This window comes from Thermodesulfovibrio sp. TK500a (assembly GCF_055381765.1).
The window spans coordinates 978894-1005033 of the sequence record NZ_AP041606.1 but is presented as its reverse complement, the minus strand read 5'-3'; the positions used below and the strand labels follow the sequence as shown (position 1 = coordinate 1005033).

General features: G+C 36.7%; 35 protein-coding genes and 1 pseudogene. 23 read left to right on the top strand and 13 right to left on the bottom strand.

The window, feature by feature from the left end; all coding sequences use genetic code 11:
* Nucleotides 1-4: 4 nt before the first annotated feature.
* The 8 genes from rfbC to ACZ430_RS05265 all read left to right on the top strand — a co-directional run bounded on the left by rfbC (nt 5) and on the right by ACZ430_RS05265 (nt 4611).
* Nucleotides 5-577: a dTDP-4-dehydrorhamnose 3,5-epimerase gene (gene rfbC / locus ACZ430_RS05300; protein ID WP_464910759.1), complete on the top strand. Its 573-nt coding sequence runs from the start codon at nt 5-7 to the stop codon at nt 575-577.
* On the top strand, nt 574-1566 hold the full coding sequence (gene rfbB / locus ACZ430_RS05295) for a dTDP-glucose 4,6-dehydratase (RefSeq protein WP_464910758.1): 993 nt from the start codon (nt 574-576) through the stop codon (nt 1564-1566). The genes rfbC and rfbB overlap by 4 nt, the downstream gene beginning before the upstream one ends.
* A gap of 19 nt (nt 1567-1585) precedes the next feature.
* The gene (locus ACZ430_RS05290) at nt 1586-1975 is read left to right on the top strand and encodes a nucleotidyltransferase domain-containing protein (RefSeq protein WP_464910757.1); all 390 of its coding nucleotides are present in this window, start codon (nt 1586-1588) and stop codon (nt 1973-1975) included.
* Complete coding sequence (locus ACZ430_RS05285) at nt 1956-2372, top strand: HepT-like ribonuclease domain-containing protein (RefSeq protein ID WP_464910756.1); 417 nt, start codon at nt 1956-1958, stop codon at nt 2370-2372. Before ACZ430_RS05290 ends, ACZ430_RS05285 begins: the two co-directional genes overlap by 20 nt.
* Nucleotides 2369-3202 carry a dTDP-4-dehydrorhamnose reductase gene (gene rfbD / locus ACZ430_RS05280; protein WP_464910755.1) on the top strand — a complete coding sequence of 278 codons (834 nt, stop codon included), beginning with the start codon at nt 2369-2371 and terminating at the stop codon, nt 3200-3202. Before ACZ430_RS05285 ends, rfbD begins: the two co-directional genes overlap by 4 nt.
* A gap of 143 nt (nt 3203-3345) precedes the next feature.
* On the top strand, nt 3346-3774 hold the full coding sequence (locus ACZ430_RS05275) for a hypothetical protein (protein WP_464910754.1): 429 nt from the start codon (nt 3346-3348) through the stop codon (nt 3772-3774).
* Nucleotides 3775-3861: 87 nt separating this feature from the next.
* Nucleotides 3862-4194: a type VII toxin-antitoxin system MntA family adenylyltransferase antitoxin gene (mntA, locus tag ACZ430_RS05270; RefSeq protein ID WP_464910753.1), complete on the top strand. Its 333-nt coding sequence runs from the start codon at nt 3862-3864 to the stop codon at nt 4192-4194.
* A gap of 198 nt (nt 4195-4392) precedes the next feature.
* Nucleotides 4393-4611, top strand: coding sequence for a sugar nucleotide-binding protein (locus tag ACZ430_RS05265; protein WP_464910752.1), 219 nt, complete (start codon nt 4393-4395; stop codon nt 4609-4611).
* Nucleotides 4612-4926: 315 nt separating this feature from the next.
* On the opposite strand, the gene ACZ430_RS05260 is transcribed toward ACZ430_RS05265, so the two are convergent.
* Both ACZ430_RS05260 and ACZ430_RS05255 read right to left on the bottom strand, forming a co-directional pair.
* Complete coding sequence (locus ACZ430_RS05260) at nt 4927-5046, bottom strand: hypothetical protein (RefSeq protein WP_366934811.1); 120 nt, start codon at nt 5044-5046, stop codon at nt 4927-4929.
* 34 nt (nt 5047-5080) lie between these two features.
* Nucleotides 5081-5593 (bottom strand): annotated as a pseudogene (locus ACZ430_RS05255) (site-specific integrase); the annotation flags it as partial.
* 324 nt (nt 5594-5917) lie between these two features.
* On the opposite strand from ACZ430_RS05255, the gene ACZ430_RS05250 reads away from it, so the two are divergent.
* From ACZ430_RS05250 to ACZ430_RS05195, 12 genes are all read left to right on the top strand, one after another.
* The gene (locus ACZ430_RS05250; RefSeq protein WP_297212914.1) at nt 5918-6064 is read left to right on the top strand and encodes a hypothetical protein; all 147 of its coding nucleotides are present in this window, start codon (nt 5918-5920) and stop codon (nt 6062-6064) included.
* 381 nt (nt 6065-6445) lie between these two features.
* The gene (locus ACZ430_RS05245) at nt 6446-6742 is read left to right on the top strand and encodes an ArsR/SmtB family transcription factor (protein ID WP_440871032.1); all 297 of its coding nucleotides are present in this window, start codon (nt 6446-6448) and stop codon (nt 6740-6742) included.
* A 38-nt stretch (nt 6743-6780) separates the two neighbouring features.
* Nucleotides 6781-8871 carry a heavy metal translocating P-type ATPase gene (locus ACZ430_RS05240; protein WP_297212910.1) on the top strand — a complete coding sequence of 697 codons (2091 nt, stop codon included), beginning with the start codon at nt 6781-6783 and terminating at the stop codon, nt 8869-8871.
* On the top strand, nt 8872-9588 hold the full coding sequence (locus ACZ430_RS05235) for a response regulator transcription factor (protein WP_464910751.1): 717 nt from the start codon (nt 8872-8874) through the stop codon (nt 9586-9588).
* A gap of 41 nt (nt 9589-9629) precedes the next feature.
* Nucleotides 9630-10985, top strand: coding sequence for a sensor histidine kinase (locus ACZ430_RS05230; RefSeq protein WP_297212906.1), 1356 nt, complete (start codon nt 9630-9632; stop codon nt 10983-10985).
* Between the two features lie 121 nt (nt 10986-11106).
* Nucleotides 11107-11526: a hypothetical protein gene (locus ACZ430_RS05225; RefSeq protein WP_297212904.1), complete on the top strand. Its 420-nt coding sequence runs from the start codon at nt 11107-11109 to the stop codon at nt 11524-11526.
* 92 nt (nt 11527-11618) lie between these two features.
* Nucleotides 11619-11948, top strand: a complete 330-nt coding sequence (locus ACZ430_RS05220; protein WP_297212902.1) for a hypothetical protein — start codon at nt 11619-11621, stop codon at nt 11946-11948.
* 173 nt (nt 11949-12121) lie between these two features.
* Nucleotides 12122-12262 (top strand): hypothetical protein, encoded by a 141-nt coding sequence (locus ACZ430_RS05215; RefSeq protein ID WP_464910767.1) that lies wholly within the window; start codon nt 12122-12124, stop codon nt 12260-12262.
* A complete protein-coding gene (locus ACZ430_RS05210; protein ID WP_297212900.1) occupies nt 12259-12471 on the top strand; it encodes a hypothetical protein in 213 nt (70 codons plus the stop codon). Before ACZ430_RS05215 ends, ACZ430_RS05210 begins: the two co-directional genes overlap by 4 nt.
* Nucleotides 12472-12619: 148 nt before the next feature.
* On the top strand, nt 12620-12907 hold the full coding sequence (locus ACZ430_RS05205) for a hypothetical protein (RefSeq protein ID WP_464910750.1): 288 nt from the start codon (nt 12620-12622) through the stop codon (nt 12905-12907).
* 20 nt (nt 12908-12927) lie between these two features.
* Nucleotides 12928-13497, top strand: a complete 570-nt coding sequence (locus ACZ430_RS05200) for an HDIG domain-containing metalloprotein (RefSeq protein ID WP_464910749.1) — start codon at nt 12928-12930, stop codon at nt 13495-13497.
* A gap of 1 nt (nt 13498) precedes the next feature.
* Nucleotides 13499-14707 (top strand): MFS transporter, encoded by a 1209-nt coding sequence (locus ACZ430_RS05195; RefSeq protein WP_464910748.1) that lies wholly within the window; start codon nt 13499-13501, stop codon nt 14705-14707.
* Here ACZ430_RS05195 and ACZ430_RS05190 read toward each other — a convergent pair whose 3' ends face one another.
* The 4 genes from ACZ430_RS05190 to ACZ430_RS05175 all read right to left on the bottom strand — a co-directional run bounded on the left by ACZ430_RS05190 (nt 14708) and on the right by ACZ430_RS05175 (nt 17141).
* On the bottom strand, nt 14708-14809 hold the full coding sequence (locus tag ACZ430_RS05190) for an epoxyqueuosine reductase QueH (RefSeq protein ID WP_366934816.1): 102 nt from the start codon (nt 14807-14809) through the stop codon (nt 14708-14710). It abuts the gene before it with no gap.
* 71 nt (nt 14810-14880) lie between these two features.
* Nucleotides 14881-15093, bottom strand: a complete 213-nt coding sequence (locus ACZ430_RS05185) for an epoxyqueuosine reductase QueH (RefSeq protein ID WP_366934810.1) — start codon at nt 15091-15093, stop codon at nt 14881-14883.
* Nucleotides 15090-15266, bottom strand: coding sequence for an epoxyqueuosine reductase QueH (locus ACZ430_RS05180; RefSeq protein ID WP_366934809.1), 177 nt, complete (start codon nt 15264-15266; stop codon nt 15090-15092). Before ACZ430_RS05180 ends, ACZ430_RS05185 begins: the two co-directional genes overlap by 4 nt.
* A gap of 681 nt (nt 15267-15947) precedes the next feature.
* Entirely contained in the window at nt 15948-17141 is a 1194-nt protein-coding gene (locus ACZ430_RS05175) for an IS256 family transposase (protein ID WP_464910426.1), read from the bottom strand.
* A 200-nt stretch (nt 17142-17341) separates the two neighbouring features.
* Here ACZ430_RS05175 and trxA point away from each other — a divergent pair, with 200 nt between their 5' ends.
* The 3 genes from trxA to ffh are packed head-to-tail and all read left to right on the top strand — an operon-like array spanning nt 17342 to nt 19507.
* Nucleotides 17342-17674: a thioredoxin gene (trxA, locus tag ACZ430_RS05170; RefSeq protein WP_297212892.1), complete on the top strand. Its 333-nt coding sequence runs from the start codon at nt 17342-17344 to the stop codon at nt 17672-17674.
* A gap of 3 nt (nt 17675-17677) precedes the next feature.
* The gene (locus ACZ430_RS05165; RefSeq protein ID WP_297212890.1) at nt 17678-18184 is read left to right on the top strand and encodes a TlpA family protein disulfide reductase; all 507 of its coding nucleotides are present in this window, start codon (nt 17678-17680) and stop codon (nt 18182-18184) included.
* Entirely contained in the window at nt 18185-19507 is a 1323-nt protein-coding gene (ffh, locus tag ACZ430_RS05160) for a signal recognition particle protein (protein ID WP_297212889.1), read from the top strand. It abuts the gene before it with no gap.
* Nucleotides 19508-19512: 5 nt separating this feature from the next.
* Here ffh and ACZ430_RS05155 read toward each other — a convergent pair whose 3' ends face one another.
* From ACZ430_RS05155 to ACZ430_RS05125, 7 genes are read right to left on the bottom strand one after another with little or no spacing between them, the layout of a single operon-like run.
* Nucleotides 19513-19905, bottom strand: a complete 393-nt coding sequence (locus tag ACZ430_RS05155; protein ID WP_297212887.1) for a YidH family protein — start codon at nt 19903-19905, stop codon at nt 19513-19515.
* Nucleotides 19906-19929: 24 nt separating this feature from the next.
* A complete protein-coding gene (locus ACZ430_RS05150; protein WP_297212886.1) occupies nt 19930-20745 on the bottom strand; it encodes an ExeA family protein in 816 nt (271 codons plus the stop codon).
* Nucleotides 20745-21959, bottom strand: a complete 1215-nt coding sequence (locus ACZ430_RS05145; protein WP_297212884.1) for a type II secretion system F family protein — start codon at nt 21957-21959, stop codon at nt 20745-20747. The genes ACZ430_RS05150 and ACZ430_RS05145 overlap by 1 nt, the downstream gene beginning before the upstream one ends.
* Entirely contained in the window at nt 21956-23596 is a 1641-nt protein-coding gene (locus ACZ430_RS05140; RefSeq protein ID WP_464910747.1) for a GspE/PulE family protein, read from the bottom strand. Before ACZ430_RS05140 ends, ACZ430_RS05145 begins: the two co-directional genes overlap by 4 nt.
* Nucleotides 23593-25248, bottom strand: coding sequence for a pilus (MSHA type) biogenesis protein MshL (gene mshL, locus ACZ430_RS05135; protein ID WP_297212880.1), 1656 nt, complete (start codon nt 25246-25248; stop codon nt 23593-23595). The genes ACZ430_RS05140 and mshL overlap by 4 nt, the downstream gene beginning before the upstream one ends.
* Nucleotides 25227-25637: a hypothetical protein gene (locus ACZ430_RS05130; protein WP_297212878.1), complete on the bottom strand. Its 411-nt coding sequence runs from the start codon at nt 25635-25637 to the stop codon at nt 25227-25229. Before ACZ430_RS05130 ends, mshL begins: the two co-directional genes overlap by 22 nt.
* On the bottom strand, nt 25615-26133 hold the full coding sequence (locus ACZ430_RS05125) for a hypothetical protein (protein ID WP_297212876.1): 519 nt from the start codon (nt 26131-26133) through the stop codon (nt 25615-25617). Before ACZ430_RS05125 ends, ACZ430_RS05130 begins: the two co-directional genes overlap by 23 nt.
* Nucleotides 26134-26140: the final 7 nt, after the last annotated feature.

Sequence of the window (26140 nt, the reverse complement as noted above, 5' to 3'; positions counted from 1 at the left end):
TTTCATGCCTTTTGAATTTATAAGAACAGACTTATCAGAAGTAATTTTAATAAAGCCAAAAGTGTTTGGCGATGAACGTGGATTTTTTATGGAAAGCTATAAAAAGTCAGATTTTGAGAAAGTAGGAATAGATGAAGACTTTGTTCAAGACAATCACTCCAAATCAAAAAAGGGAATTTTAAGAGGACTGCATTATCAACTAAATCCCAGAGCTCAGGGAAAGCTTGTAAGATGCATAAGAGGGAAGATATTTGATGTAGCTGTTGATATAAGAAGAGGAAGTCCTACATTCGGTAAATACATTGCTGTAGAGCTTTCTGAAGAAAACCATTTAATGCTCTGGATACCAAAAGGATTTGCCCACGGATTTTTAACACTTTCAGAGGAAGCAGAGGTAATATACAAAGTCTCAGGATCAGAATACTCACCAGAACATGACAGAGCTATAAGATGGAATGACCCTGAGATAAACATAAAATGGCCTATAGATGGTGAGCCAATTCTGTCACCAAAAGACCAGCAGGCACCTTTATTGAAAGATGCGGAAATAAACTTTGTATACGGAGAAAATACATGAAAATACTCGTCACAGGTGGAGCAGGATTTATAGGAAGTGAATTTGTTCGTCAGGCTGTAACAAAAGGATATAATACAGTTGTTGTTGATAGCCTCACCTATGCTGGAGACATTGAAAGACTTAAGGAAGTAAAGGATAGTATAAATTTCTATCAGGTTGACATAACAGATGCTAATTCACTGAAACAGGTATTTGAAAGAGAAAAGCCTGCCATAGTAGTTCACTTTGCAGCTGAGAGCCATGTTGACAGAAGCATACTTGACCCCCATTCATTCATAAAAACAAATATTGAAGGCACGCTTAATTTACTTGAGCTTTCAAAACAACATAAAGTTCAGAGATTTATCAATATCTCAACTGATGAAGTGTATGGTGAACTTGGTGAGGTAGGGAAATTTAGGGAAGACTCACCCCTATGTCCGAACTCACCATATTCTGTAAGCAAAGCAGCACAGGACATGCTTGCAAGGGCATACTCACGAACCTATGGACTACCGGTAATCACAGTAAGACCGAGCAATAACTATGGCCAGTGGCAGTATCCTGAAAAGCTTATTCCTGTGGTAATTGTCAAAGCATTGAAAGATGAGCCAATTCCAGTATATGGACAGGGATTGAACATCAGGGAGTGGCTTTATGTTTCAGACTGTGCAGAGGCAGTGATAGAGATAGTGGAAAAAGGCAGAGACGGAGAAATTTACAATGTGGCAAGCGGAATTGAAAAGAGAAACATTGAAGTTGTAAAGAGCATACTTGACTTGCTTGGTAAACCTCATACATTGATTGAGTTTGTAAAAGACAGACCGGGGCATGACTATAGATACTCAATGGATGTGACAAAAATTGAGAGGGAGCTCGGTTGGAAGGCAAAGACAGATTTTGAGACAGGACTAAAAAAGACAGTTAAGTGGTATGTTGAAAACATAGACTGGGTTGAAAGAAAGATTGATTATCTGAGAGAATACTGGGGAAAGGTTTATAAAAATTAAAAATGAACAAGAACCTGAAATGAAGGAATTAATTGAAAAAGAGAAAATATTATCAAAAATCAGAGACATACTGATAAAATATGGAAATTCAATAAAGTTTGCCTATCTTTTTGGTTCTGTTGCCAGAGGACATTCGGATGAATACTCAGATATAGATATTGGAATATACTTTGCTGAAAATTTATCAGACGAAGTTAAAAATTCTGTTAGATTTGAAATCATGGATGCCCTGGAACCATATAAAGTAGATATATGTTATCTTGACAGTGATGATATAGACCCTGAAATTTTTCTTGAAGCAACAGATGGAATTCCAATCATAATAAACGATGAAGAAACTCTCTATGATGCTCGCATAAAATATGTACATCTTTTTGAGGAACTAAAACTTGTCAACCTTGTTAGATAAGATAGTCCAAATAGAAAAATTTATTAAAAATGAAATAGAATTTTTTCAGACAATTACAAATGATATGGATAGAGAGCTTTACATAAGTAATCCAATATTAAGAAGAGCTGTTGATAAAAGCCTTAACGATATAATACTTGCCATAGTTGATCTTTCAATGAATATATTGAGGTTTAAAAAGAGAAATATTCCGAAAACTTATAAGGACATTATTCTTGTAACTTTTGAATTTACCGGTGATATAGTATACAAGATAGCGCCTCTTACAAGATGCAGAAATGAGACTATACATGGATACATGAACATAAATTGGGAAAATGTAAAAGCAGTGAGAAACTCAATTAATGAGATTTTATTATTTGTTGAAAAATTAATGAATTCTGTTGGAAAAAAATGAAAATTCTCATAACAGGTGCCAAAGGTCAGCTTGCAACTGAATTCATAGAGTATTTTGAGAAAAGGGGAATAAATTTTAATGCCTTCAGCAGGGAAGACCTTGATATAAGAGATTTTAACAAAGTCTACAGCCAGATAAAAGAGATAAAGCCGGATATAGTAATAAACTGCTCAGCCTACAACAATGTGGATGGAGCTGAGAAAGAGCCTTATTTAGCCTACAAGGTTAATGCCTTCGGAGTTTACAATCTTGCCCTAGCCTCAGGCAAAGTAAATGCAAAACTTATCCATTACTCTACAGACTATGTATTTGATGGAGAAAAGCTCGGGTTTTATACAGAAGAAGACAAGCCAAATCCGATAAACGAATACGGAAAAAGCAAACTTTTTGGAGAACTTTTTATTAAGGAAACTCTTGAAAACTATTTAATTTTTCGCACAAGCTGGGTATACGGGAAGGGGAAACAAAACTTTCTCTACAAACTTGAGCAGTGGTCACAAACTCAGGAAGTATTAAGAATTGCAGTTGATGAGTTTTCTGTTCCAACTTCAACGAAAACCATAGTTGAAGTAACAATGAAGGCGATTGATGCAGGTTTAACAGGGCTTTATCATCTTACCAATTCAGGTTATGCTTCGCGCTACGAGTGGGCAAAGGAATACATGAGGCAAAAGGGCATAAACAAGCTTATTTATCCAGCTTACCAAGGAGACTTTAACCTCCCTGCAAGGAGACCGAGGTGGTCGGTTATGAGTAACGAGAGTATAAGCAGGGAGTTGAATATAGAGATTAAAGAATGGAAAGAGGAACTAAGGAGCATAATTGATTAATGTAGAATTCAAAAAATAAAAGATTTTGTGTCTGGTTAACAGGACTTCCTTGTGAGGGGAAAACTACACCTGTATACTGGGAAAGAGTTTATAAGGGTTGAGCGATTTGTGTTAAAATTTTTAAAAGATTTCATGAGGAGTATATGGAATGGGAAAAGGTAGTTGATAATATAAGAGATTTAATTTTAGGAGATATAAGGGAAGAGTTGATAGATTTTAAGGCAACTGTATCTGGACAACTTTCAGGATTTGCACTTGCTATTCAATCAATTAATGCAGGGATACAATCAATAGAGTCAAGACAGTCAAACATTGAATCTGAACTCAGAGATATAAGACGGGCAATTTATGAGACAAACAAACGAATTGATGAGCTCAGGGTTGAACTTAAAACTGAAATAATGCAAAATAACCAGCGAATTGATGAAACGAACAAGCACATTGATAATCTATACATTGAAGTAGCTAACATAAGAGGAGACCTCAATAAAGCTCTCTCACAAAAAGAGGTAATTGATGATCTAATAACAAGGGTTCAGCGGCTTGAAGACAGAGTATTGACTGCTGCATAAAATGTAAAATCTTTCTTGAATCTATTGCCAAAGGATATTTGGATAAATACTCATACCTGATAAAGTTGGAATCGATATAATAAAGTTATGATTAGATTTAAAAAACTGCCTGATGATATTAGAGAACGCATTGAAAGACTTAAAGATTTTTTCCTAAGATATCCTGAAGTAATATTTGCCTATCTTTTTGGCGGTCTTACTAAAGAAAAACCTTCTCCATTCTCAGATGTTGATATAGCCATATATGTAAGAAATCCTAAGAAATTTGACTATTTAGAATTTTATTCAGAGATAACAGATTTCCTCGGCACTGAAGAGGTAGACCTTGTGGTGCTTAATACTGCTCCAATAGCCATTTCGGGAAGAATACTAAAATCAAAAAAAAATACTGATAGACAGAGATCCCTTTTTGAGGCATAAATTTGAATCCTTTACGGTCAGAAATTTTCTTGATTTTCAATACAGAGAGAAACAAATATTTAAAGAGAGGGATAAAGTTGGTTGATTTCTGTTATGAAAATATAGAGCCCGAGATTGTTGTTACAATTTTAAGAAAAAATCTCAAAGATTTTGAGTTATTCAAAAAGGAAATACTTAATTTTTTAAAAAGATAGGACGATGAAAATTCTTATAACAGGTGCAAAAGGGCAGCTTGCAACTGAATTCATAGAGTATTTTGAGAAAAATGGAATAAGTATCAATGCCTTTAGCAGGGAAGACCTTGATATAACAGGTTTTAACAAAGTCTACAGCCTGATAAAAGAGATAGAGCCAGATATAGTAATAAACTGCTCAGCCTACAACATGTGGATGGAGCTGAAAAAGAGCCTTATTTAGCCTGCAAAGACAAAACTGAATGAACTTGATATGATTTATATAAAAGCCAGAAATAAAAAAACTAACCTGGAGTATTGACTGTATTAGTTTTACTACAATTTAGTGTAGTAAAATTGTAGTAATTTATAAAAAAATCTAAAAAATTAACTTTGACAAATCAAGTATGCAAGCCATTTTTTAATTCAATGTCTGCCTGTCACGCAAGAGGCCGCGGGTTCAAGTCCCGTCCACCCCGTAAATATTTTCAAGGGTTTTCAGAGCCTCTCCATCTACTGGGATAAAACACTGTGATAAAAATTGTGATAAACTTTTTTATCAAGTAGTTTTACTGCTTCTTTTTTTATGTGCCTGCGATAGATGAGAATACCTAAGAGTCATGGTCAAAGTTCTGTGTCCCAATAGTTCTTGAAATGTTTTTAAATCCGTTCCTTTCATAATAAGCTGACTTGCGAAATTTGTGTCTGAGATCATGAAATCTAAAGTCTCTTATCCCAGCTTTTCTTAGTGACTTGATGAACCTCCGCTTAAACTCTGTCACTCTTTTTCCTGTCTTAGGATTTACAAAAACGTAGTCATTGTCAAGCCTTCTCTGAGCATACAGCTGTCTGAGCATTTTACTTAGAGTCTCATTAATCGGTATCTTTCTACGATAAATGTTTTTTGTTTTCTCAAGATAGATGAAACCGGTTTTGAAATCTATGTTATCCCATTTGAGATTTAGAATTTCTCCTTTACGCATACTGGTATTCAGCGCAGTTACTACAATTGGATATAGTTCTTTGTCGCAGTTTGACAAAAGTTTTTCAATTTCTTCCTCTGTGAGAAATCTTAATCTGCTGACCTCCCCCTTCAACGGTTTGACTTTTCTTATAGCTTTAAGCTGTTGCTCATTGACAATCCCCCATTCTTCAGCTTTGGTGAAGGAAGCTTTTATGATGCTTAAGTATCTGTTGCAGGTGGCGACTGAATAGTTCAATTCCATAAAGTGATTCTGAACAAGTTCTAATTCTTTTGTTTTTATCTCATCTAATCGTATAATTTTGAACCATTCTGGCAGGACTTTCAAAAAGTACTTCTTAGATGCATAATAAGACTGTCTACCTTTACACCACTTTAAATAATGTTGTTCATAGAATTCTGCAGAATTTTCAATTTTGAACACTTTATTGCTCTATCCCTTGATGGGAAGGGGTATATGTTGAAAATTATAATTGCAGTTTTGTCTTTTTTAATATCGCCTTTGAATAATGCAATTGGAATAGAAAAAATTCATTACTAAAAGGATTCCCTTTATCAGCATATTGTTGTGCTTGAAGATGTAGCCAAAAAAGAGAGAGAGTCTACTAAAGTAACAATAAGGGAAGGATTTCAGGGTGGAAACTACACGGACACTCCAGAAAGGTTCGTTTTTGAATATACCGGAATCTCCTCTGTTGTTGGACAGAGACCCTAAAGTTGCTTTTTTAATCTATCTTTGGATCCGAATCAAAGCCTCAGTAATTTAATTACAAAAATTGCAAAATAGTCTAGTTAAACTTTGAAGTTGTGGATATAGCGAAAAGAGACTTTTATTTTTAAAAAAACAGGAATATGAACGAATTCTAAGATTTTTCTTGACTAATCCATTTTTTCTTTATCAGTATTAAATAATATTTGAATGGTTGTCAACTATTAGATATGAAAAATCCATGCTGTTAAGTCAGTAGAAGGGACAATACAAATATTGTTTCATGCTTACTTTATTGTATTTAGAGCATCGGACTATTAGAGCAGTAGTAACAGGAGAGATTTTTAGGTGAAAAGAAGGTAAACAGCACTTTGCGAAATAGCTTACATTAACAAAGAGAGAGTATTTTCTGTCAAAGAAAAGATGAAAGATGAGGCTACTATACAGCGAATTGCTGAAACATTTAAAGTTCTCGGAGACCTTACAAGAACAAAGATAATATTTGCATTGTCGCAAGAGGAACTCTGTGTATGCGATATTGCCAATCTTCTGGGGACAACGAAGTCTGCAATATCCCATCAGTTGAGAATCCTCAGAAATATGAGGCTTGTGAAATATAAAAAAGAAGGGAAGATGGTCTTTTATTCCCTCGATGATGAACATATAAAGAACCTGTTCAATTAGTGCTTAAGACATATTGAAGAAGAAGGTTCTGTTTTAAAATGACCAAGTATGACAATATAAAGAAACTTAATCTTAAAGTAAAAGGCATTGATTGCGCTACCTGTGCAGAGAAGATACAAAAGGCATTGATGCTTAATAATGGCATTAAAGGCATCAAGGTATATCTCGGAGCGGAAAAGGTAGATATTCAGTTTGATCCTTCAATAATAAAGGAGCAATCAATTATAGACGCAATTAATAATCTTGGATACAAGGTTTTATCAAAAAATGAAGAAGCCTCAAAAAGATTATTCTTTAAAGGTGAGTGGACATTTGATCTAATAAGAATAGGGTTTGTATTTCTCCTGATTGTGCTAAGTCTTACAGGAATAACAAAAAGGCTTTTACCAATCGATATTTTATCAATAATCGCAAGTGTAGTCGGAGGTTATCCACTTATAAAGCATGCATACATAGACTTGAGACAAAAGGCTATTACTGTTAATGTCTTCATGTCTTTGGGTGTTGTTGCTGCTACAGCTATAGGAGAATTTCGTTCTGCTGCAATAATAGCCTTTTTTATGCTGATTTCAGAATTCATAGATTCCTTTACTATGGAGAAATCAAGAAAAGCCATAAAGGATCTAATCGACATGGCGCCCAAAACAGCAAGGGTGAAGAGAGGTGACAAAGAAATAGAAATTCCAATTGAAGAAGTAAAGAAAGGGGATATTGTCGTTGTTAAACCAGGAGAAAAAATTCCTGTTGAAGGAATAATTATTTCAGGCAGAGGCTCAATAAATCAGTCTCCTATTACTGGCGAATCGATACCTGTTGAGAAAAAGGAAGGAGATTTAGTCTATGCAGCAACCATTAATCAACTTGGTGTTTTATTTATAAAGGTTACCCATACGGGACAGGACACAACATATGCTCGGATTATAAAGCTTGTTGAAGAGGCTGAAACATCAAAGGCGCCTGTGCAAAGAATTGCCGATAAGTTTGCAGCATACTTTACTCCTGCAATTTTAGCAATTGCAATCATCACATTTTTAATAACATGGAAAATAACAAATGCCATTGCTGTGATTGTTGTTGCCTGTCCATGCACCGTTGCCATAGCAACTCCCCTTGCAGTTATTGCGAGCATGGGAAAGGCTGCAAAGAAGGGTATTATCATAAAGGGAGGACGATATCTCGAGGCACTTGCTAAAGTTGATACCTTAGTTGTGGACAAGACAGGGACGGTCACAATAGGAGATCCTGTTGTAACTGATATAAAGGGCTTTGCAGAGCATGATGATAAAGAGATAATCTCATGTGCTGCTGGAATGGAGCGATACTCCGAACATCCCCTTGCAAAGGCTATAATGAAGAAGGCGATGGAAATGGGAGTTACCATTCCAGAACCAGAGGGTTATAGAGTTGTTCCTGGAATGGGTATAGAAGCAATATTGAATGGCAAAAGGATACTCATTGGTAGTAGGGAGATGTTGAAAAGCTCTGATATAACTATTCCAGCAGAGATCGAAAGATATATAAATCAGAAAGAAGAAGAGGGAAAAACAGCCCTTCTTTTATCCCATGACAATATAGTCTGCGGTGTTATCTGTGTGGCAGACATCATCAGGGAGGGAAGTGTTGAAGCGATAGACTCTTTAAAAAGTCTTGGCTTTAAAGACATAATTATGCTTACAGGAGATAATCCACTAACAGCAAAGGCAATTGCCACATCCCTCGGAATTGAAAATGTTAGGGCACAACTACTGCCTGAAGAAAAGCTTAATGCCATAAAAGAATTGGAATTAAGGGGCAGAAAAATCCTTATGGTCGGAGACGGGATAAACGATGCTCCTGCCCTTGCACAGTCCCATGTTGGGATAGCAATGGGTGCTGGTGGCTCTGATGCTGCAATAGAGGCATCGGATGTTGTACTAATGAGGGATGATTGGAGACAGATACCTGAGGCAGTGATGATAGGAAGAAAGACCTTCAGAGTTATAAAGCAAAACCTTGCAATTGGTATAATCTTTAATTTAGTGGGCGTCTCCCTTGCCTCAGTAGGCATCCTCTCTCCGGTGGCTGCAGCAGTAGCCCATGTAATGCCTGATGTGCTTGTGTTTTTGAATTCATCGAGGTTGTTGAAGTAAATGATTCAGCCGATTTTTATAGTAGAAGACGATAAAAAAATGGCTCGTGTTGTCAAGGCATATCTTGAAAGTGCTGGCTTCAGAGTAATGCATTTTGAAAAAGGCAAAGATGCTATAGGGTCAGCTTTAAAAGAAAAACCTTTGCTCGTAATTCTTGACTTGATGCTGCCTGACATAAGTGGCGAGTTGGTTTTTCAGGAGCTAAAAGAAATAGGCGACTTCCCTATAATTATGCTCACAGCAAAATCCTCAGAAGAAGAAAGGATCGCAGGTTTTGCCCTTGGAGCAGATGATTATGTTGTTAAACCCTTTAGTCCAAGAGAACTGGTTTACAGGATTAAGGCTGTTCTAAAAAGGTCACAGAAGGCAGTTTTTGGTGATACAGAAACCCTAAGTTTCAATAACGGTCTTCTAATAATTGATGGACAGAGTTATCAGGTTAAAAAAAGAGGAAAATTGGTTAATCTCACTCCAACTGAATTTAAAATCCTCTATATTCTCGCATCTAATCCCAACAGGGTCTTTACAAGAGATGAGCTTGTTGAAAAGGCACTTGGTTATCAGTTTGAAGGTTATGAAAGAACCATTGATGCCCATATTAAAAACATTAGACAGAAATTGGAAGATGATTCAAAGAATCCAGAATTCATACTTACTATCTATGGCGTGGGATATAGATTCATTGGTAAAAAAGATGAAACTTCAAAGCAAACCTGATATACCTTTAGGTAAAAGAATCCTTCAATTTGGCTTAAAAGATGATTAAGAGTTTGAGGATAAAATTTCTCCTATTGCTTCTATCTGTTTCTCTAATCGCCCTTTCTGCAGCCCTATTCCTAAGAGAACTTATGATAAAAGACTTCAGGGAATATCTGGAAGGTGAACTTGAAGACAGGGTTTATTGGATAATAGCAGACCTTGAGGGCACCTATGAGAAATATTCAGGATGGAACAGGGAGATTATAGATGAAGATGCAATATGGGCTTTAATGTTGGGTTTTGAGATAAGAATCTACGATAGCGGCGGCAAACTTATAACAGATACGGAGCAGGCACTAAGTACCCTTTCTCCTCTTGTAAAAAAACGTGTTATCTCTATTTCTGAACTTAGGGAAGCAGAAGAGGGTAGTAGTTTCGTCCCCTATCCTTTATTTTTAAAAGGAAAGGAAATCGGCATTCTTGAAGTAAAATTCCTGAAACCAAAGAAAGAGAGCCTTTTCATAGCGAGGTCAAACAGGTTTCTTATAATTTCTCTTTTAGGATTGGGTGGTGTTGCTGTTATTCTTAGCATAATTTTTTCAAAGAGACTTACAAATCCTATTAAAAGACTTGCCTCTGCTGCTAAAGAACTCAGCGAAGGAAATTTAAAAAGCAGGGTTGAGGTCAAAGGCAGTGATGAGATAGGACAGTTGTCAATGGCATTTAACAAGATGGCTCAAAACCTTGAGTTACAGGAGTCTCTCAGGAAAAAACTTATTTCCAATATTGCCCACGAACTCAGAACTCCTCTGGGAGCTATGAGGGGAGAGCTTGAAGGAATGATAGATGGTCTAATTCCTGTGAATAATGAACATCTTCAGTCTTTATACGAAGAAACAGGAAGGCTTAAAAATATCCTTGATGGAATAGAAGAGCTTTCTCAGGCACAGGCGAGTGTGCTCTCTCTGAGAAAGCAGTCAATAGAGCTTAAGTCGTTTTTAAGAAACATTATGGAGAGGTTCAGCAAGCTCTCTATTGATAAAGGCATTCTCATCGAACTTCAGTGCGGTAATGAATTAATGATATATGCCGACCCTGACAGACTTAGCCAGATTTTAATTAATCTTATAAGTAATGCATTAAAAGCAACAGATAGAGGTGGAAAGGTTTGGGTAAGGGCTGGTAAAGAGGGTTCGGAGACCTTTATTGAGGTTGGAGACACAGGACAGGGGATAAAAGAGGAAGATATGCCCTTTATATTTGAAAGATTTTACAGGACATTTAAAGATGGGCTCGGACTCGGACTTGCTATTGTTAAAGAGCTTGTAGATGCCCACGAAGGAAGGATAGAGGTAAAGAGCGAATACGGAAAGGGAGCTATTTTTAAGGTCTATATTCCTTCTCATAATATTTAACCCTCTTAGAAATCCATGTTCTACCAGTGAATTCACAATTCTTCATAATTCCTTCGAAGTTAATTCAAATCTTTTTTATATGATTAAATTATAAAATCAAAGAGAAAGGAGGAAGAAGGAAATGAGAAGAAGTGTAGTAGTAACAGTTTTGTTAGTAGCATTAGGATTGTTTATTGCAGCAGGTGTTTACGCATGGTGGCCAGGTTGGGGTCATGGAATGGGTCATGGAATGGGTCATGGTACAGGTACAAATATCGAAAATATTAAGAAGTTCCAGAAAGAGACACTTCCCCTAAGGGATGAATTGATCACAAAACAACTGGAACTTCAGAATGAGTATGGCAAGCCAACCCTTGATATCAATCGCATTACCACACTTAGGAAGGAAATTATAGACCTTCAGGCAAAGATTCAGGCAGTTGCTGAAAAGTATGGAATTGGCGGTCCTATGGGTGGTCACAGAGGTAGCCAGATGGGCGGTCATATGGGCGGAGGCATGATGGGACCTGGAATGTGCGGTTGCCCTATGTGCGGTTGGTAAAATTTAAAAGGGAGAATTAATCTAAGGAGGGAAGGAGCTGTTCTCTTCCTTTCCCTCCTTGATAAAATGAAAAAGGGAGTAATGGATATAAAATGAAAAAGCTTGCTTTATTAATTTTTACTACATACTTTTTTATTTCGGCATTGCCCATTGAGGCAATAAACTGTTGTTATCAGAAGCCTCCGTATGGTTCTTATTGTCCGGGGAAAGGATCGGGGTGGTATGGCGCGAAAAAGGCTGTCAATACTACAGAGGATGCACGAAAGATATTGAATGAATATTTTAAAAATCAAGGTATGGTTATAGACAACATTAAAGAGCGTAAATGGTTTTTTCAGGCGGAAATTAGAGATAAGAATAATAATTTGATAGATGTGTTGATAGTTGATAAAAGGACTGGAAGAATAAGATCAACCTATTAGCAGCCTGTCCTATTTGTCATACCGAGCGAAGCGAAGAATCTTTTCTATGAATTCCTTCTGGACTTTGTCTAATGTAATTTGCCCATTCTATTTTCAATTTGTAATAATCAAGATTAAATCTGACAGCAACGAACAAACCTTTGTAAGAATGGAGACAGAGTGGTGATGAAGTAATAGCATCAGCAATACTTGATAGACTAATGCATCACTGTTATCCCTTTTTTATAGCAGAGAAAAGTTACAGAATGAAGGAACTTTTTGAGAAAAAGAAAGGAGTAAAAAGGATAAAAATAGAAGTGGGTCAATTTTCATGAAAATTTTCACATTGACTGTAGCTCATTTTATTTTGAGACATACCCTTGTGGATGAAAATGGAAATACTCTTAGCAACAAAATTTTTACCCCGAAGGATCTTAAGGCTAAGTCAACCTATAAGCTTCCGCAGAGATACAAAGGAAAAATCTACGCTACAAGCTTCTATAATCTTCACGACCTTTGGGTCTCTGAATATGCAATGAAATAAGGTTTATTTTTAGAAGGGTTCTCTTTAATGCCCTTTGTAGATAGGATGACCTCTGCATGGCTTATCAAGAAATTCATCGATGTGGTATACCCCTTGACAAATTTATAACATATGTTACTACATAAATAAATATTCCATAAGAAGGAGAATGATGCCCCCAATTGAAGAACATGTAAAGATTAGCAGGGAGAGGACGGGTAAAGATTATCGGGAGCTTCACGAGTGGCTTGATGGCGATCCAGAGAAAAAGGCTGAAAGGCATGATATCACCAAAATTTATGAATACGGAGAGATGATTGAAGAGAGATTTGGCAAGGAGGGTCTTCAAGAGTATATCCAGCACCTTCATGATGACGTAAAAGTGAAGATAGGTAAGATATTGATGGATTTTGAAAGGGCTATGGCAGAGGCCCTTTCTTATTTTGGGATTAAATAAAATTGAGGAGGGTTGTGGCTATGGGCTATAGTATTAGGGAAGAGGATCTGAAGCTACTTAGAGAGGCTGGGGTGAGTGAGGCAGATATAAAACATTGTATTAAAGTGGCAGAGAAGGCTTTAGAGATAGCCAGTAGAATTAAAGAGGTCCATCCAGAAATAGACCTTGACCTGGAGTTAATTGGTAGGGGAGGGCTTTTTCATGACCTTGGAAAGGCAAAAACTCATGCCATTGAACACGGAATGATTGGTGCAGAAATCGGGAGGACCCTCGGACTTCCAGAAGAGATCCTTGCTATCATGGAAAAACATATAAGAGGAGGGCTCACTGCAGAGGAAGCAAGAGAGTTAGGCTTACCAGTAAAGGACTACACTTTATATAAACTGGAGGAAAGGATTGTCATCTATGCTGATAGGCTCGTAGATATCATCACCGACGGTATAGTGGAGATAAAAGAGGAAAAAGAGGCAGAGGAAAGATTTGAGGAGATCCTGAAAACTATTCCTAAATACGGTAAAAATGAAAGGACTCTTGAAAGATATCTCCGATATCATCAGGAAATACAGGCCCTGATGAAAAAGAAAATATAAGATGTTCATTAGCATATTTGGACTTCTATGTGTAGTTGGTTTTTTAGCTATCTTTAGTTCTACCATCTCTAAAAGTCCAGTTTTGCCCCTTTTTACTGCTTATCTTGGGGCTGATCCCTCTGCCATTGGTTTTATTGCCTCTATTTCTGCTTTTACAGGTATAGTGGCAAGCATCCCGGCAGGTCTCCTTTCAGACAGGTTTGCTCGAGAAAAAATGCTCCTTTTTTCTCTTTTGGTCTTTGCTTCAGCTCCCTTTTTGTATCTTTTAGTCACTGAGCTATGGCAACTCGCCCTTATAAGACTTTATCATGGTCTGGCTACAGCTATATTTGTCCCTGTAGCTATGGCTCTTATTGCTGATCTCTTTCCGAGGGCAAGGGGAGAAAATATTGGTTGGTTTTCAACGGCAAACTTAGGAGGACGATTCCTGGCCCCTACTGCTGGAGGTGCTATCCTGGGCACTTTATCTTATAATCCGGAACTTGGTTTTAAATTAGTTTATCTCCTCTGTGGTGTAACCGGTACCCTTGCCCTTTTAGTAGCTCTAAAAATTCCAGAAGTTAGAACCTTTGTTACTCCTTCTGAAGGAAAAGCTTCTCCTCAGCCTGATAAAAGGTGGGGAGAGATTTTTGCTTCCTTCAGACTTCTTTTATCAAATAGACCCATTATGATTACTGCTGCAGTGGAAGCTTCTATTCTATTTGCCTATGGCACCTTTGAGACCTTCCTCCCTCTGTACTCCCTACAAATAGGACTTAGTGTTCAGGAGATTGGAATTTTTATCTCTGCCCAGATAATCACTCTTGCTCTCACTAAACCTATCATGGGAAGGCTTTCAGACAAATACGGAAGAGTACCTCAAATCCTTTTAGGCTCCTTCCTTGGTGCAATCTGTATTGGTAGCTTTTCTCTTTTTAAGTCCTTTATTTCTATACTCTTTTTAAGTATCCTCTTTGGATTGAGTTTATCCATAGTCACTTCAGCCACCTCTGCCTTCATTGCAGACTTAAGTAAAAGGGAAACAAGAGGTTCAGCTATGGGGATATTAGGGTCTGTAATGGACATTGGACATACTACCGGACCCCTAATCTCTGGGTTTGTGGGTTTACACCTTGGCATAGAGAAGTCCTTTATCGGGGTCTCATTAGTAATTATCTTCCTTATGATAGTCTTTGCTGCTTTCCTCTTTAATTTTTCAAGGTCAGCTTAGCTAAAATGATTTGTGAATCTCCCTTTGAAAATTTTTAGTAAAGCGCTTTTCCTCACTGAAGATGCAACCACAGTATTCTTGACGGTAAATTTCAAGGGAGATAGCTTGTTCTCTACCTTCCCTGTAGCCTTACCTCCATTCTTCATAAAAGAAAGGGACTTTGTAACAAAAGCTTAATTCTTCCCTATTTCTTTGTTGAGTTCATGATATTTGAAGGGGTGCTGTAAAAGGGTAGTAGAAAAAGCTTCGGCTCTCATTTCTTTGGCTAAGTAAACTGTCCTCTCAAGCCTTAGATAATAACAACGTTCACACCTCTTTGGCCTCTCCCATTGAAAGAAAACTTCCTCAAGAAAATTCCTTAACCCATAAATCTTTTCCCAGATCACTTCAAAGCCTTTAAGGCGAGAGATCTTTTAAAGGATAGCCATCCTTGCCCCGAATTCTTGATAGGGGTGTATGTTAGGATTATAAAAAATCCTTTGAAGGATATCCCCATTTGTCTGAGCTTAGCCGTGAGATAGAGGCTACAGGGGTCACAGCAGATGTGAAAAAAGAGCATATTTTTATTACTCTCTTAGTTTCAGCCTTCACTAAATTTGCCTTTTTTCAAAACTTAGGTTTTACATACGTTATCTGTTTGTCAAAAGGATGTGTCTGCCACTTTTCTCTCATTTATAGAGGGGGAGTTCATCCTGCAAGTATAATTGGTGCCCCCACTCTTTACAGTCCTCTCCATCGTGGTGGGGGTTGGGGTTCCCGGGGATTAGCCGGAAAATTGTATAAAAATTATGGTAAAATTTAAAAAGTTAAGGAGGCAGCATGGCAACAAGAGGAAAGAACGTTGATCCAGAAAAAGAGTTAAAAAAATTTATGGGGTCAAGCTAAAAAACCATTTCTAAATCTATTCCACGCAATGGTGGATTATTTTATGGCAAAAATTTGCCACCAGTCACAAAACTGTCTCTAAACTGTGACTAAAAGGGGTAAAAATGACAAATTTTCACTCTGACAAATCAAGCATACAAGCCATTTCTTAATTTTAGATTAGACTGTCACGCAAGAGGCCGCGGGTTCAAGTCCCGTCCACCCCGTAAATATTTTCAAGGGTTTTCAGAATAGCCATTTCTTAAGTTAGATTTAACTTATATCTGAAATAATTAAAAATCTTAGTTCAATAACCTAATTTTCCTATTTTTGTTTTTTGCTCGGACTTTATATCCTGCCTCCGAAGAGGGTAATGTCAATAATTTTGTGTAAATTCATAAATAGGTGTATTCCTCCATTTTTCGTTTAAATGGCTTATCACTGCAAAAACTATTCTTTCAATACTTTCAACATTATTAAAACAACTCATAGTTCTAGTTCTTCGCCTTACTTCCCTAAATGCCCTCTCTATTATGTTTGTTGTCCTTAACTTCTTCCATAATGCCTTAGGTGTCTTGTAAAAAGCTGTCAATTGCTCCCAGTTCTTTCTTATACACTCTGCTGCTTTAGGATAAAGTCTGCCCCACTTGCTCTCCCATAACTGAAAATTTCTCTTTGCCTCTTTTAAATTCTCTGCACTATATATCTTCTTAGCTTCAAAAAGACATTCCTTTTCATCTTTCTTTCTAAGATATTTCGCTACATTCCTCATTTTATGTGCCCAGCATCTCTGCCTCAATACAAGAGGAAATACATTGTCTACTGCATTCTCAAGAGCTTTGCTCCCATCCGTTACTATCAGACTTAATGTATCATCTGTTAATCCCCTTGTCTGAAGATTCTGTAAAAATCCTGTCCACTTGTTCTCGCTTTCTGTATCTACTACCCTGAAGTCTATTATCTGTCTTATCCCCTGCACTGTTACTCCATATGCCGCTAAAACAGCCCTGCTCTTAGAACCTATACCTGTCTTAATCTTAAGAACTATGGCATCTAAAAATAGATACATATACTTTTCATTAATTTCTCTCCGATGAAATTTCTTTACATCCTCATCAAGACTTTTTGCTATGTTTGATATTGTTTGAGCTGATACTTCTCCAATAAGTGGTTTTAAGGCTTTAGCTGTAAGTCGTGTTGATGCTCCATAAATAAATATCTGCTTTAGTATCTCATCTATCTGGCTTTGCCTTCTTATGTATCTGGGAATTATCTTGCTTTGAAAACCTTTCTCTCTTAGTCTGGGCATGTTAATCTGAAGTTTTCCATCTTTCAGGATTATGTATCTCTTCCAGTATCCATTCCTACGGTAGACCCTCTCTGGGGTTCTTTCATATTTTTGAGCCCCTGTAAGTGCTGTTATCTCCTCTTGCAATGCTAATTCAATAAACTTTTTCTTCATTAACTTCATTTTTTGTTCAAATTCTTCCCAGAAAGATTCATTAAAATTACTGTTGAATTCTTTCCATAAATCTGGTAATCTTAAATTAGTTAAAGGTTTTTCTTTCATGGGTGTATTCCTCCTTTCTTTGTTTGATTTTTGGTTAATTTAATGGAGGATACACCCTCTTTTATTGCTCTGTCAATTTTACACATAAAAAATTTTACACTACCTCCGAAGAGCCTCAAAAATTGACAAAATAAAAATGAAAGGTTTATTTTAAAAGAGTTGTTTATTTAAAGCTAAAGCGAAAATATTTGGAGGTGAAAATGGCAGAGGGAATTTTAGAACTTAACAGTTCTGGTTGGGAGAAGGAAGTATTAAACTCAAAAGGAGTTTTAATTGTTGATTTTTGGGCTCCTTGGTGTGGTCCCTGCAGAATAATAGCTCCAACAATAGAAGAGATTGCCAAGGAATATGAAGGTAAAATTAAAGTTGGTAAGCTTAACACCGATGAAAATCCAGACATTGCAACCCGTTATGGTATAATGGGTATTCCAACTATAATGTTTTTCAAAGATGGACAAAGAGTTGACCAGATTGTTGGAGTCGTTCCAAAATCGGTTTTAAAGAGTAAAATAGATACTATTCTCAACAGTTAGTTTGTGAAAAAATTAGTTTTTAATATTTTTTTATTTATCTGTCTGCTGCCTTTAGTGACAGAAGGTTCAATTAAGAAAGGCACGATTGCGCCTGATTTTAATTTCATTGATATAGAAAACAGAACATTTAGTCTTTACAATTTTAAAGAAAAGGTTATTTTGATTGAATTTTTCTCTACGAAATGTTTTGCCTGTGATTATGTAATTCCAGATATAAACAGACTTCACGAGAAGTTTAAAAGAGACAGTGTGAGAGTTATTGGCATATTGTTTAGCGATGAAATTGAAAGCACAAACAAATTGAAAGAGTTTATGCAAAGCAGACAGATAACCTATCCTATATATGTCACTGATGTTAAATACAAGAAAACATTTGGTTTATATGGTTTTCCTAACTTTTTGATATTAAATGAGAAAAAGGAAGTAGTGCAGATGTTTAGAGGAATAACGAAGGATATTTTTGGACTGCTTAATAGAGAAATTGAAAATCTTTTAACAGGAAATCGATAAATGTTCGATGCGCTTACCAGCAAATTAGAGGCAGTATTTAAAAAATTAAAAGGCAAGGGAATTCTAAAGGAAGAAGATGTTGACGCTGCTTTGAAAGAGATAAGGCTTGCTTTACTCGAGGCAGATGTTAATTTCAGAGTTGTTAAGTCTTTTATAGAGAGGGTTAGACAAAAGGCTGTAGGAAGAGAAATTCTCGAAAGTCTTTCTCCAGCCCAGCAGGTTATAAAGATTGTCTACGATGAACTTTGTGAACTTCTTGGTGGTAGTAGTTCAAAAATTCAGTTAGCAGCAAATCCTCCAACAGTCATTATGATGGTGGGTTTGCACGGAAGCGGTAAGACTACAACCTCTGTAAAACTTGCAAGACTTTTTAAAAAACAAGGCCGAAGACCGATGCTTGTTGCAGCAGACCTTCAAAGACCCGCTGCAGTTGACCAGCTCGTTATTCTTGGTAAACAGATAGATGTGCCTGTTTTTTACTCATATGATATAAAAGACCCGAGGCAGCTTTGTAGAGAAGCATTAAGGCAGGCTCTAATTGACAGAATGGACCCTATGATTGTGGATACAGCAGGAAGAATGCATGTTGATGAAGAACTAATGAGGGAGTTACAGGAAATCAAAGAAATTTTAAATCCTCATGAAGTTCTTTTTGTAGCTGATGCCATGACAGGACAGGATGCTGTAAACATAGCAAAGAGTTTCAATGAAAAGATAGGAATAGACGGTGTCATTTTAACAAAGATGGACGGAGATGCCAGAGGTGGTTCTGCCCTCTCTATTAAAGAAGTTACGGGAAAGCCTATCAAACTTATAGGCGTAGGAGAGAAAATAGATGCTCTTGAAGAATTCCATCCAGACCGTATAGCAAACCGAATTTTAGGAATGGGCGATGTCCTCTCTTTGATAGAGCAGGCTCAAAAAGCCTATGACCAGAAAGAAGCTGAGAAATTGAAGGAAAAAATTGAGAAAGAAGAGTTTACCTTCGATGACCTCAAAGAGCAGATAAGAAAAATGCGTAAGATGGGCCCCCTTGAAAACATTCTTTCCATGCTTCCGGGAGCAAATAAATTTATGAAGGACATAAAGATTGATGAAAGAGAGTTTGTTAAAGTAGAGGCCATAATAAATTCAATGACGCCCGAGGAAAGAAAAAATCCAAAAATTTTAAATACAAGTAGAAGATTAAGAATTGCTAAAGGAAGCGGGACTTCTGTCGTTGAAGTTAATAGACTTATAAAACAGTTTAACGAGATGAAAAAACTGATAAAAAAAATGAAACACGGAAAAGGACTTAAACTTCCCAAAATATTCCCTTTTTAGAGCTTTTATAGACTGTGGATTAGAAAAATAATCAGGAAAATAGCTACCGAAAGAAGTGTAATAGTAAGAAGCAAGTCAAGTATTAAAGAAGGCTTATAAGTATCTGTGTCAATTTGTCTTTCCACTTTTTTATATCTTACGAAGGCAAGCAATCCCATGAGTGCACCCAGTGATATGAGAAACACACCGAGTATTGTTGAATGTTTACCCTGATTTACATTGATTTGTTTACCTGTTAGGTAGTAAAGTTGTTCCAAGAAAAGTCCAAATTTTTCAACAACAAATCCAAAGGCCATGATGCCTATGCTTGTTCGTATCCATGAAAGAAAAGTTCTCTCATTGGCAAGATGAACTCTTCTGTTTTGTTTTTTTAGTTCGTAATAGCTTTTTTCCGACATTTAAATGCGTTCTAACCTTTCTTTTTATTTTAGGTTTAAATGCTCAATTGCTGAATTTACATAGGATTTTTTTATTAAATATGAGCTTTCCAGATATCCAACCATAAGGGCTCTTGAACAGATAAGATTTATTAATCTTGGAATACCTCTTGAAGCCTTGTATATTCTCTTTACAGCACCCTTTTCAAAGGAAATCGGAACATCTCCTGCCCGTTGAATCCTGAATTTTATATAAGAATCCACTTCTTCTTTATCAAAGTGATAGAGCCGAACTCTCAGAGAGATTCTCTGATTTATTTGAGAGTATTCAGGTTTTGAGAGCTTATCTTCAAAGTATGGTTGAGCAAGAAGAATGAAATGAATAAGCTTTTCCTTGTCAGTTTCGATGTTTGAGAGATGTTTTAATTCTGTAAGCGTCGCCTCAGGTAAGTCCTGAGCTTCGTCAATGATTACGAGATTTTTAATTCCTTCTTTTTTTCTTCTCATTAGTTCTTTGCAAAGCAAATCAGATAATCTGACTTTATCTTCCGCTTCAGATAGTGTCCTTCTTTTTGTGATTGATTTAACGATATATTTAAGAAGTTCTGAAGGATTCAATGTAGAGTTATAGATTACGACAGGTGCGATTTTGCTGTCGAGACTATTTAGAAATCTTCTTATTAATGTAGTCTTACCAGTGCCGGGGTCTCCTGTAAGAAGCATAAAGCCTTCGCCCTTTTTTATTAGATATTCCATTGACTGAAGTGCCTCCGTATGCCATTTTGAAGGATAGAAAAAATCAGGGTCTGGTGTAATTCCAAAGGGGTCTTCTTTTAATTTATAAAATTCAAGATATTCCATCAAACTTTCCCGATTTTTGATATGAGATCATAAACAGGACTAAGAAGGCTTACGATAACAATAGCAAAGAAAAGGCCAATGACACCAATCATTACTGGTTCTATTACTTTTCCGAGCCGTGCTGAGTATTCATGTAAACTTTTCGTGTAATATTCGTTTAGAAATTCTAATTGCTCTTCAAGTCTACCAGAGGATTCGCCAACATCTATTAGTCTTACGAGCAGAGAGGGGAAAATTTTTTGCTCCTTCAGTGAATGCCAGATTCTTTCACCACTCATAATCTTTTCTTTAGCATTTTCTATTGCCTTTTTCATTATTTCATTGTTTATTATATCTCTTGTCATATCAAAAGCTCTGTCAATGGGAACTCCGGCACCTATAAGTATTCTCATCTGCTCGCAGAAGAGTGCTACAGCACGAGTGTATAGTATTTGCTTAATAATCGGAACATTAAAAGCAAGATAGCTTCTTATCCATCTAAATCTTTCGTTTTTCTTGAATATCTGAATTAAAATCAGTAAAATCAAAATGAAAACTGGAAAAAGATAGAAAAATTTCTGGAATAATATTCCTGCTTGCAATAGAACCTCTGTGATAAAAGGTATTTTTACACCCATATCCTTCATTGCCATAACTATCTTTGGAAGGACATAAACTATCCAGAAGCCCATTGCTCCGAGAGATGCCACAGTGGCAAATACTGGATAAATGAGGGCTCTTTTTATTGCAGTTTTAAGGTCTTCAATTTTCTGAAAGTGTTCTGCCAGGTTTTCAAGACTTTCATCGAGCTTTCCTGTTTCTTCACCTATTTTTATCAAATGCTGAAAGATAGGTGGAAAAACATCTGGAAACATAGCTATGGCATCACTGAAGGATATTCCCTTCTCTACCATGTCTCTGATGTCAATGATGACTCTTCTGAATTTATCGGTAGACAAATTTTCTCCTATGTCTGTTAGTGCTGTAGTAAGAGGTATGCCGGCCTTTAGCATTATGGAGAGATTTTTTGAAAATTCAATGAGGTCACTTAGTTTTACTTTTTTTGATAAAGTCAATAGTATTGGTTGTATTAGATGAGGCACCTTTGAAACCGATACAGTATAAAGATTTTTAAGATTGAGAGATAGCATGACTGATTGCTCATTCTCAGCTTTTATGAGACCCCTTAAAATTTTACCCTCTCTGTTCAAAGCTTTATATATGTAAACATTCATCCTACAACTCTCTCAACTTCTCTTAAAGTTGTCACACCTTCAATTACTTTTTTCAGTCCGTCCATTTTCATTGGAATCATTCCGTTTTTCTTTGAAGCCTGAATGAGAGAATTAAAGGATGCACCTGTATAAATCATGTCTCTTAGCTCATCGTTTATCGTCATAATCTCACCGATGGCAGTTCTTCCAAGGTAGCCCGTGTTACGACAGGCCTTACATCCTTTTCCATAGTAAATTTTGTCTGTTTTTAGACCGTAGGAGCTTAAAATTTCAATTTCTCTATCAGTAGGAACTCTCTCTTCTTTGCAGAAAGGGCAAATTTTTCTAATAAGTCTCTGGCTAAGCACAGCAAGCAGAGCAGAGCTAAGAAGAAATTTGTCTGCTCCAAGGTCAAAAAGTCTTGGGATGGCACTAACGGCATCGTTAGTGTGAAGTGTGCTTAATACGAGATGGCCGGTTATAGCTGCTCTTATAGCTATTCGGGCAGTGTCTTCATCTCTAACCTCTCCGAGAAGGATAATATCGGGGTCGTGTCTCATAAAATTTCGTCCGGCAATAGCAAAATCGTATCCAATTTTTTCATTAACCTCACTTTGTTTTGCAAAGGATATTCTGTATTCAACAGGGTCTTCAATGGTAATAACACTTCTACGAAGTCTGTCCACTTCTCTGAGCAAGGCATGAAGAGTGGCGCTTTTTCCAGAGCCAGTTGGGCCTACAACTAACATGATACCGTAGGGTTTCCTTATTAGATTTCGTAGGGTTAAGATGAGTTTTTCACCAAATCCAAGTCTTGTTAAACTATATATTTCCTCGGAGCCGCCGAAAAGTATTCTTAGCACCATGCTCTCACCATCTATTGTAGGTATTGTAGATACTCGTATGTCGTATTTTCTCCCAAGAAAATCAAAAAGAAATGCTCCGTCTTGAGGAAGCCTTTGTTCAGCTATGTCAAGCCTCGAAAGAATTTTTATTCGTGATATAATGCCGCTATGCAAAATTTTTGGAAGGGCAAAGGCAAACTGAAGCATACCATCTACTCTGTAGAAAACTGTTAATACATCTGCATTTGTTGAAATATGAACATCTGTGGCATCTCTTCTTATAGCTTCTGCAAGGATTGCCTCTACAAGCTGAGGAAGTCTGTCTGCTGGTACAGCATTGGTATTTATGACTGTTCTTGTGACCTCATCGATGATTTTTTCAGTAGGATTTTCCATGAAGTAGTAAGCTTTTTCAATTGTATCGAGAAAGCCCTCTTCGTCTGTGATGTATGGCTTGACTTTTTTGCCTGTTGTTGACCTTACAAGGTCAATGGCTACTATGTTTCCCGGGTCTGTAAGGGCAATTTTTATATAGTCTTCTTCTTCGGCAAGAGGAAGAAATTTAGCAGTTAGGGCTGTATCACGGGAGAATGTGTCAAGAAGATGTGGTTCGATGGGATAGTTTTTTATGCTTAAGTATTCAAGCCCTTGCTGCAAAGCAAGATTTTCTGCTAACTCTGAGGGAGTTACAAATCCGAGGGATATGAGTGTTTTTCCTAAAACCTGCCCTGTAATCCTCTGAACAGCCAGTGCAATCTTTAACTGTTCTTCGGTTATTAAATTTCTCTGAATTAAGAGGTCTCCAAGTCTCATTGAGATATTATCCTCGGTTGAATGAGTATTACAAGTTCTGTGTTACTTTTTGTTCTGTCCTGCCCCTTAAATAGAGTGCCTATTATAGGTATGTCTCCAAGAATAGGAGTTTTATTCTCCGTAAGGCTTTCTTCTCTCTTTATAAGTCCGCCAATGATTAAAACTTCTCCATCCTTTACTTTAACTGTTGTACTCAGTTCTCTTAGGTCTACGGTGGGAAGCTGAATTACTGTCTGAGCTCCTGTAGTTCCGAAGGTCTGTTCTTTTATGTTTATCAGATTTGAAATAACAGGAGTAATTGTCAGAGAAATCTCTCCTCTGTCATCTATGTAAGGAACAATCCCAATTATAAGCCCTGAAAGTAGATTGCTTGTTTCAACAGTGTATGTTATTACAGGTGTTCCGCCGGCTGCTGTTGTCACATTGCTTTCGGCTTTTGAAATGAAAGTAAAATTCCTTCCTACTGTAAGCAAAGAAGTCTGTCCGTTCATGATGTTTATACGTGGATTTGACAGAGTTCTTGCATCACCAAATTGAGACAGGGCCTTTATTATGACGGAAAAGTCTTTGATAGCCGTTGTGGTAAGGGAAAATCTTAAATCAGTATAGGGAGAGGTAGATGGAATTACAGAGGTAAAGTCTGTTGAACTGCCTCCGATACTCCAGTTGTGAGTTCCGTGTGACCACTCTCTTAAGAATGACCAGTCAATGCCGTATTTTAAGGAATCTGAGAGAGAAACCTCTATTACTTTAGCCTCAATTAAAACCTGCCTACTCATTACAGTCTTAATCGTATTTAAATACTGCTCTATTTTCTGCATATTTCTCTTCGTTGCAGTAACCATAACTGTGCCTGTAAGTCTATTAATCACAAAATATTCCTGAGGCAATTGAAAAGAGGGCTGAGTAATATTTGTAGGTGTTACTTGACCTGCTGGAGCAGAAGCTGTTGTTGTCGTCGTGGTAGCTGACTGAAATGAACTTTTGCCTGTTAGAATTGAATTGAGAGCTTTTTCAATAGCATCCCAGAATTTATAGGCCGATTCATCGGATTTTTCAGTTTTTGAGACATTACCTTTTAATTCCGTTGAAACAGTTCCGCCTCCACCGCTACCAGTTGACCCACCTGAGCTTGTAAGCTGTCCTGTTACTCCTCCAAGAATATCACCACCTACCTCAGTAGTATAGGTTTGATGCACTGGGAAAATGTTTAGATGAAATATTTTTGTATCAGTGGCAGATATGGTAAGAACGTTTCTATCTATTTTGTAAAAATAATCCGTTGACTTTATTACTGCATCAAGAGCATCCTGCAAGGTTACATTTCTAAGAACTATTGTGATAGGAATGTTAGGGTCTACATCTCTCTCAAGAATAAGATTTAATCCAGCATCTCTGGCTACAACTAAAAGGACATCCCTTAAAGGAGTGGCTCTTACATTGATAGATATTCTCTTAAGTGTTAGGGGATTTATTTGGGGGTTTTCGATTCTAAAGTCAGGTTTTGAAGTTACAGAAGGAGGAGTTTCTGGCTTTTTCTCGGGAAGGGGAATTTTTGGAATTTCAATATCGCTCTTTAGGGAAGTATTGTTGCAGGAGATTAAAAGACTGAGTAGAATGAGGCAAATCATCAATTTTCTAATTTTAACCATAGTTCTTCTCCTTTTTTATCAACTAATAAAACTTTGTCTAAAAGTATTCTTTTAACTTTATAATCTCCTAATTTTTCTCCTTCTTTTAAAAAATTCTCTCCGATTAGGGCATATCTTTGTTTTCCCTTATAAACCATCGTGAGAATGGGAGCGGCTTTGTCCTTTTCTAAGGTATCTACCCTTTGTTTTAGTCTGAAGGGGTCTGAGATTAAGTCTGCTTTCTCTTTTTTCGCTGTAGTATTTAAACTCGGGGGCAGTTCAAAAGATATTATCTCCTCGTAGGATTCTTTTGAAAATTTAGAGATAGAGAGTTTGGAGACTACAAATGGAAGAATAACAGAAAAAATTAATATTATCAGAGAAATTTTAAACTTTATTCCTGTTTGCATTTTCAATCTCTTTTACTTCTAATTTTATCTCAAAATTTATTTTCCCATCCTTTGTTTTAAGTGTTACAGACTTGATTATAGGAACAGGATACTGCCAGCTCTCAATGAAGTTGAGTATCTCAGCAAATTTCGAAAACTCACCTTCTCCTTTTACGGAGAGTTCATAGATTATTTCGTTTTTTTCCTTTTTTGGAGCTGAAAATTCTAATTTTAGAATAGAAAATTTGGAATTCAGTCTGTCCAAAAAATTTGGAAATGAGATTTCTTTCCGCCATAATTCAAGGTTTGCTTGATTGTCCATGGATTTTTTGAAATTCTCAAGGCTTTGAATTTTCGCATTCACCATTTTAATTTTCCTAATATCCTCGTCTAAATCTGAATAGACTTTTTTGAGATATATCGAAAGGGAGATGAAAACAGAAAGTAAAAAAACACAGCACGCAAATAATAGAAAACTGTTCGAAAGTTGAGCCCTGTAATTAGGTGCAAATTTCATTAAAACC

Coding starts and splice junctions, on each gene's coding strand:
- rfbC (WP_464910759.1), top strand. CDS start 5: ATGCCTTTTGAATTTATAAGAACAGACTTATCAGAAGTAATTTTAATA.
- rfbB (WP_464910758.1), top strand. CDS start 574: ATGAAAATACTCGTCACAGGTGGAGCAGGATTTATAGGAAGTGAATTT.
- ACZ430_RS05290 (WP_464910757.1), top strand. CDS start 1,586: ATGAAGGAATTAATTGAAAAAGAGAAAATATTATCAAAAATCAGAGAC.
- rfbD (WP_464910755.1), top strand. CDS start 2,369: ATGAAAATTCTCATAACAGGTGCCAAAGGTCAGCTTGCAACTGAATTC.
- ACZ430_RS05275 (WP_464910754.1), top strand. CDS start 3,346: ATGGAATGGGAAAAGGTAGTTGATAATATAAGAGATTTAATTTTAGGA.
- mntA (WP_464910753.1), top strand. CDS start 3,862: ATGATTAGATTTAAAAAACTGCCTGATGATATTAGAGAACGCATTGAA.
- ACZ430_RS05265 (WP_464910752.1), top strand. CDS start 4,393: ATGAAAATTCTTATAACAGGTGCAAAAGGGCAGCTTGCAACTGAATTC.
- ACZ430_RS05260 (WP_366934811.1), bottom strand. CDS start 5,046: ATGAAAGGAACGGATTTAAAAACATTTCAAGAACTATTGGGACACAGA.
- ACZ430_RS05240 (WP_297212910.1), top strand. CDS start 6,781: ATGACCAAGTATGACAATATAAAGAAACTTAATCTTAAAGTAAAAGGC.
- ACZ430_RS05235 (WP_464910751.1), top strand. CDS start 8,872: ATGATTCAGCCGATTTTTATAGTAGAAGACGATAAAAAAATGGCTCGT.
- ACZ430_RS05230 (WP_297212906.1), top strand. CDS start 9,630: ATGATTAAGAGTTTGAGGATAAAATTTCTCCTATTGCTTCTATCTGTT.
- ACZ430_RS05225 (WP_297212904.1), top strand. CDS start 11,107: ATGAGAAGAAGTGTAGTAGTAACAGTTTTGTTAGTAGCATTAGGATTG.
- ACZ430_RS05220 (WP_297212902.1), top strand. CDS start 11,619: ATGAAAAAGCTTGCTTTATTAATTTTTACTACATACTTTTTTATTTCG.
- ACZ430_RS05210 (WP_297212900.1), top strand. CDS start 12,259: ATGAAAATTTTCACATTGACTGTAGCTCATTTTATTTTGAGACATACC.
- ACZ430_RS05205 (WP_464910750.1), top strand. CDS start 12,620: ATGATGCCCCCAATTGAAGAACATGTAAAGATTAGCAGGGAGAGGACG.
- ACZ430_RS05200 (WP_464910749.1), top strand. CDS start 12,928: ATGGGCTATAGTATTAGGGAAGAGGATCTGAAGCTACTTAGAGAGGCT.
- ACZ430_RS05195 (WP_464910748.1), top strand. CDS start 13,499: ATGTTCATTAGCATATTTGGACTTCTATGTGTAGTTGGTTTTTTAGCT.
- ACZ430_RS05180 (WP_366934809.1), bottom strand. CDS start 15,266: ATGCTCTTTTTTCACATCTGCTGTGACCCCTGTAGCCTCTATCTCACG.
- ACZ430_RS05175 (WP_464910426.1), bottom strand. CDS start 17,141: ATGAAAGAAAAACCTTTAACTAATTTAAGATTACCAGATTTATGGAAA.
- trxA (WP_297212892.1), top strand. CDS start 17,342: ATGGCAGAGGGAATTTTAGAACTTAACAGTTCTGGTTGGGAGAAGGAA.
- ffh (WP_297212889.1), top strand. CDS start 18,185: ATGTTCGATGCGCTTACCAGCAAATTAGAGGCAGTATTTAAAAAATTA.
- ACZ430_RS05155 (WP_297212887.1), bottom strand. CDS start 19,905: ATGTCGGAAAAAAGCTATTACGAACTAAAAAAACAAAACAGAAGAGTT.
- ACZ430_RS05150 (WP_297212886.1), bottom strand. CDS start 20,745: ATGGAATATCTTGAATTTTATAAATTAAAAGAAGACCCCTTTGGAATT.
- ACZ430_RS05145 (WP_297212884.1), bottom strand. CDS start 21,959: ATGAATGTTTACATATATAAAGCTTTGAACAGAGAGGGTAAAATTTTA.
- ACZ430_RS05140 (WP_464910747.1), bottom strand. CDS start 23,596: ATGAGACTTGGAGACCTCTTAATTCAGAGAAATTTAATAACCGAAGAA.
- mshL (WP_297212880.1), bottom strand. CDS start 25,248: ATGGTTAAAATTAGAAAATTGATGATTTGCCTCATTCTACTCAGTCTT.
- ACZ430_RS05130 (WP_297212878.1), bottom strand. CDS start 25,637: ATGCAAACAGGAATAAAGTTTAAAATTTCTCTGATAATATTAATTTTT.
- ACZ430_RS05125 (WP_297212876.1), bottom strand. CDS start 26,133: ATGAAATTTGCACCTAATTACAGGGCTCAACTTTCGAACAGTTTTCTA.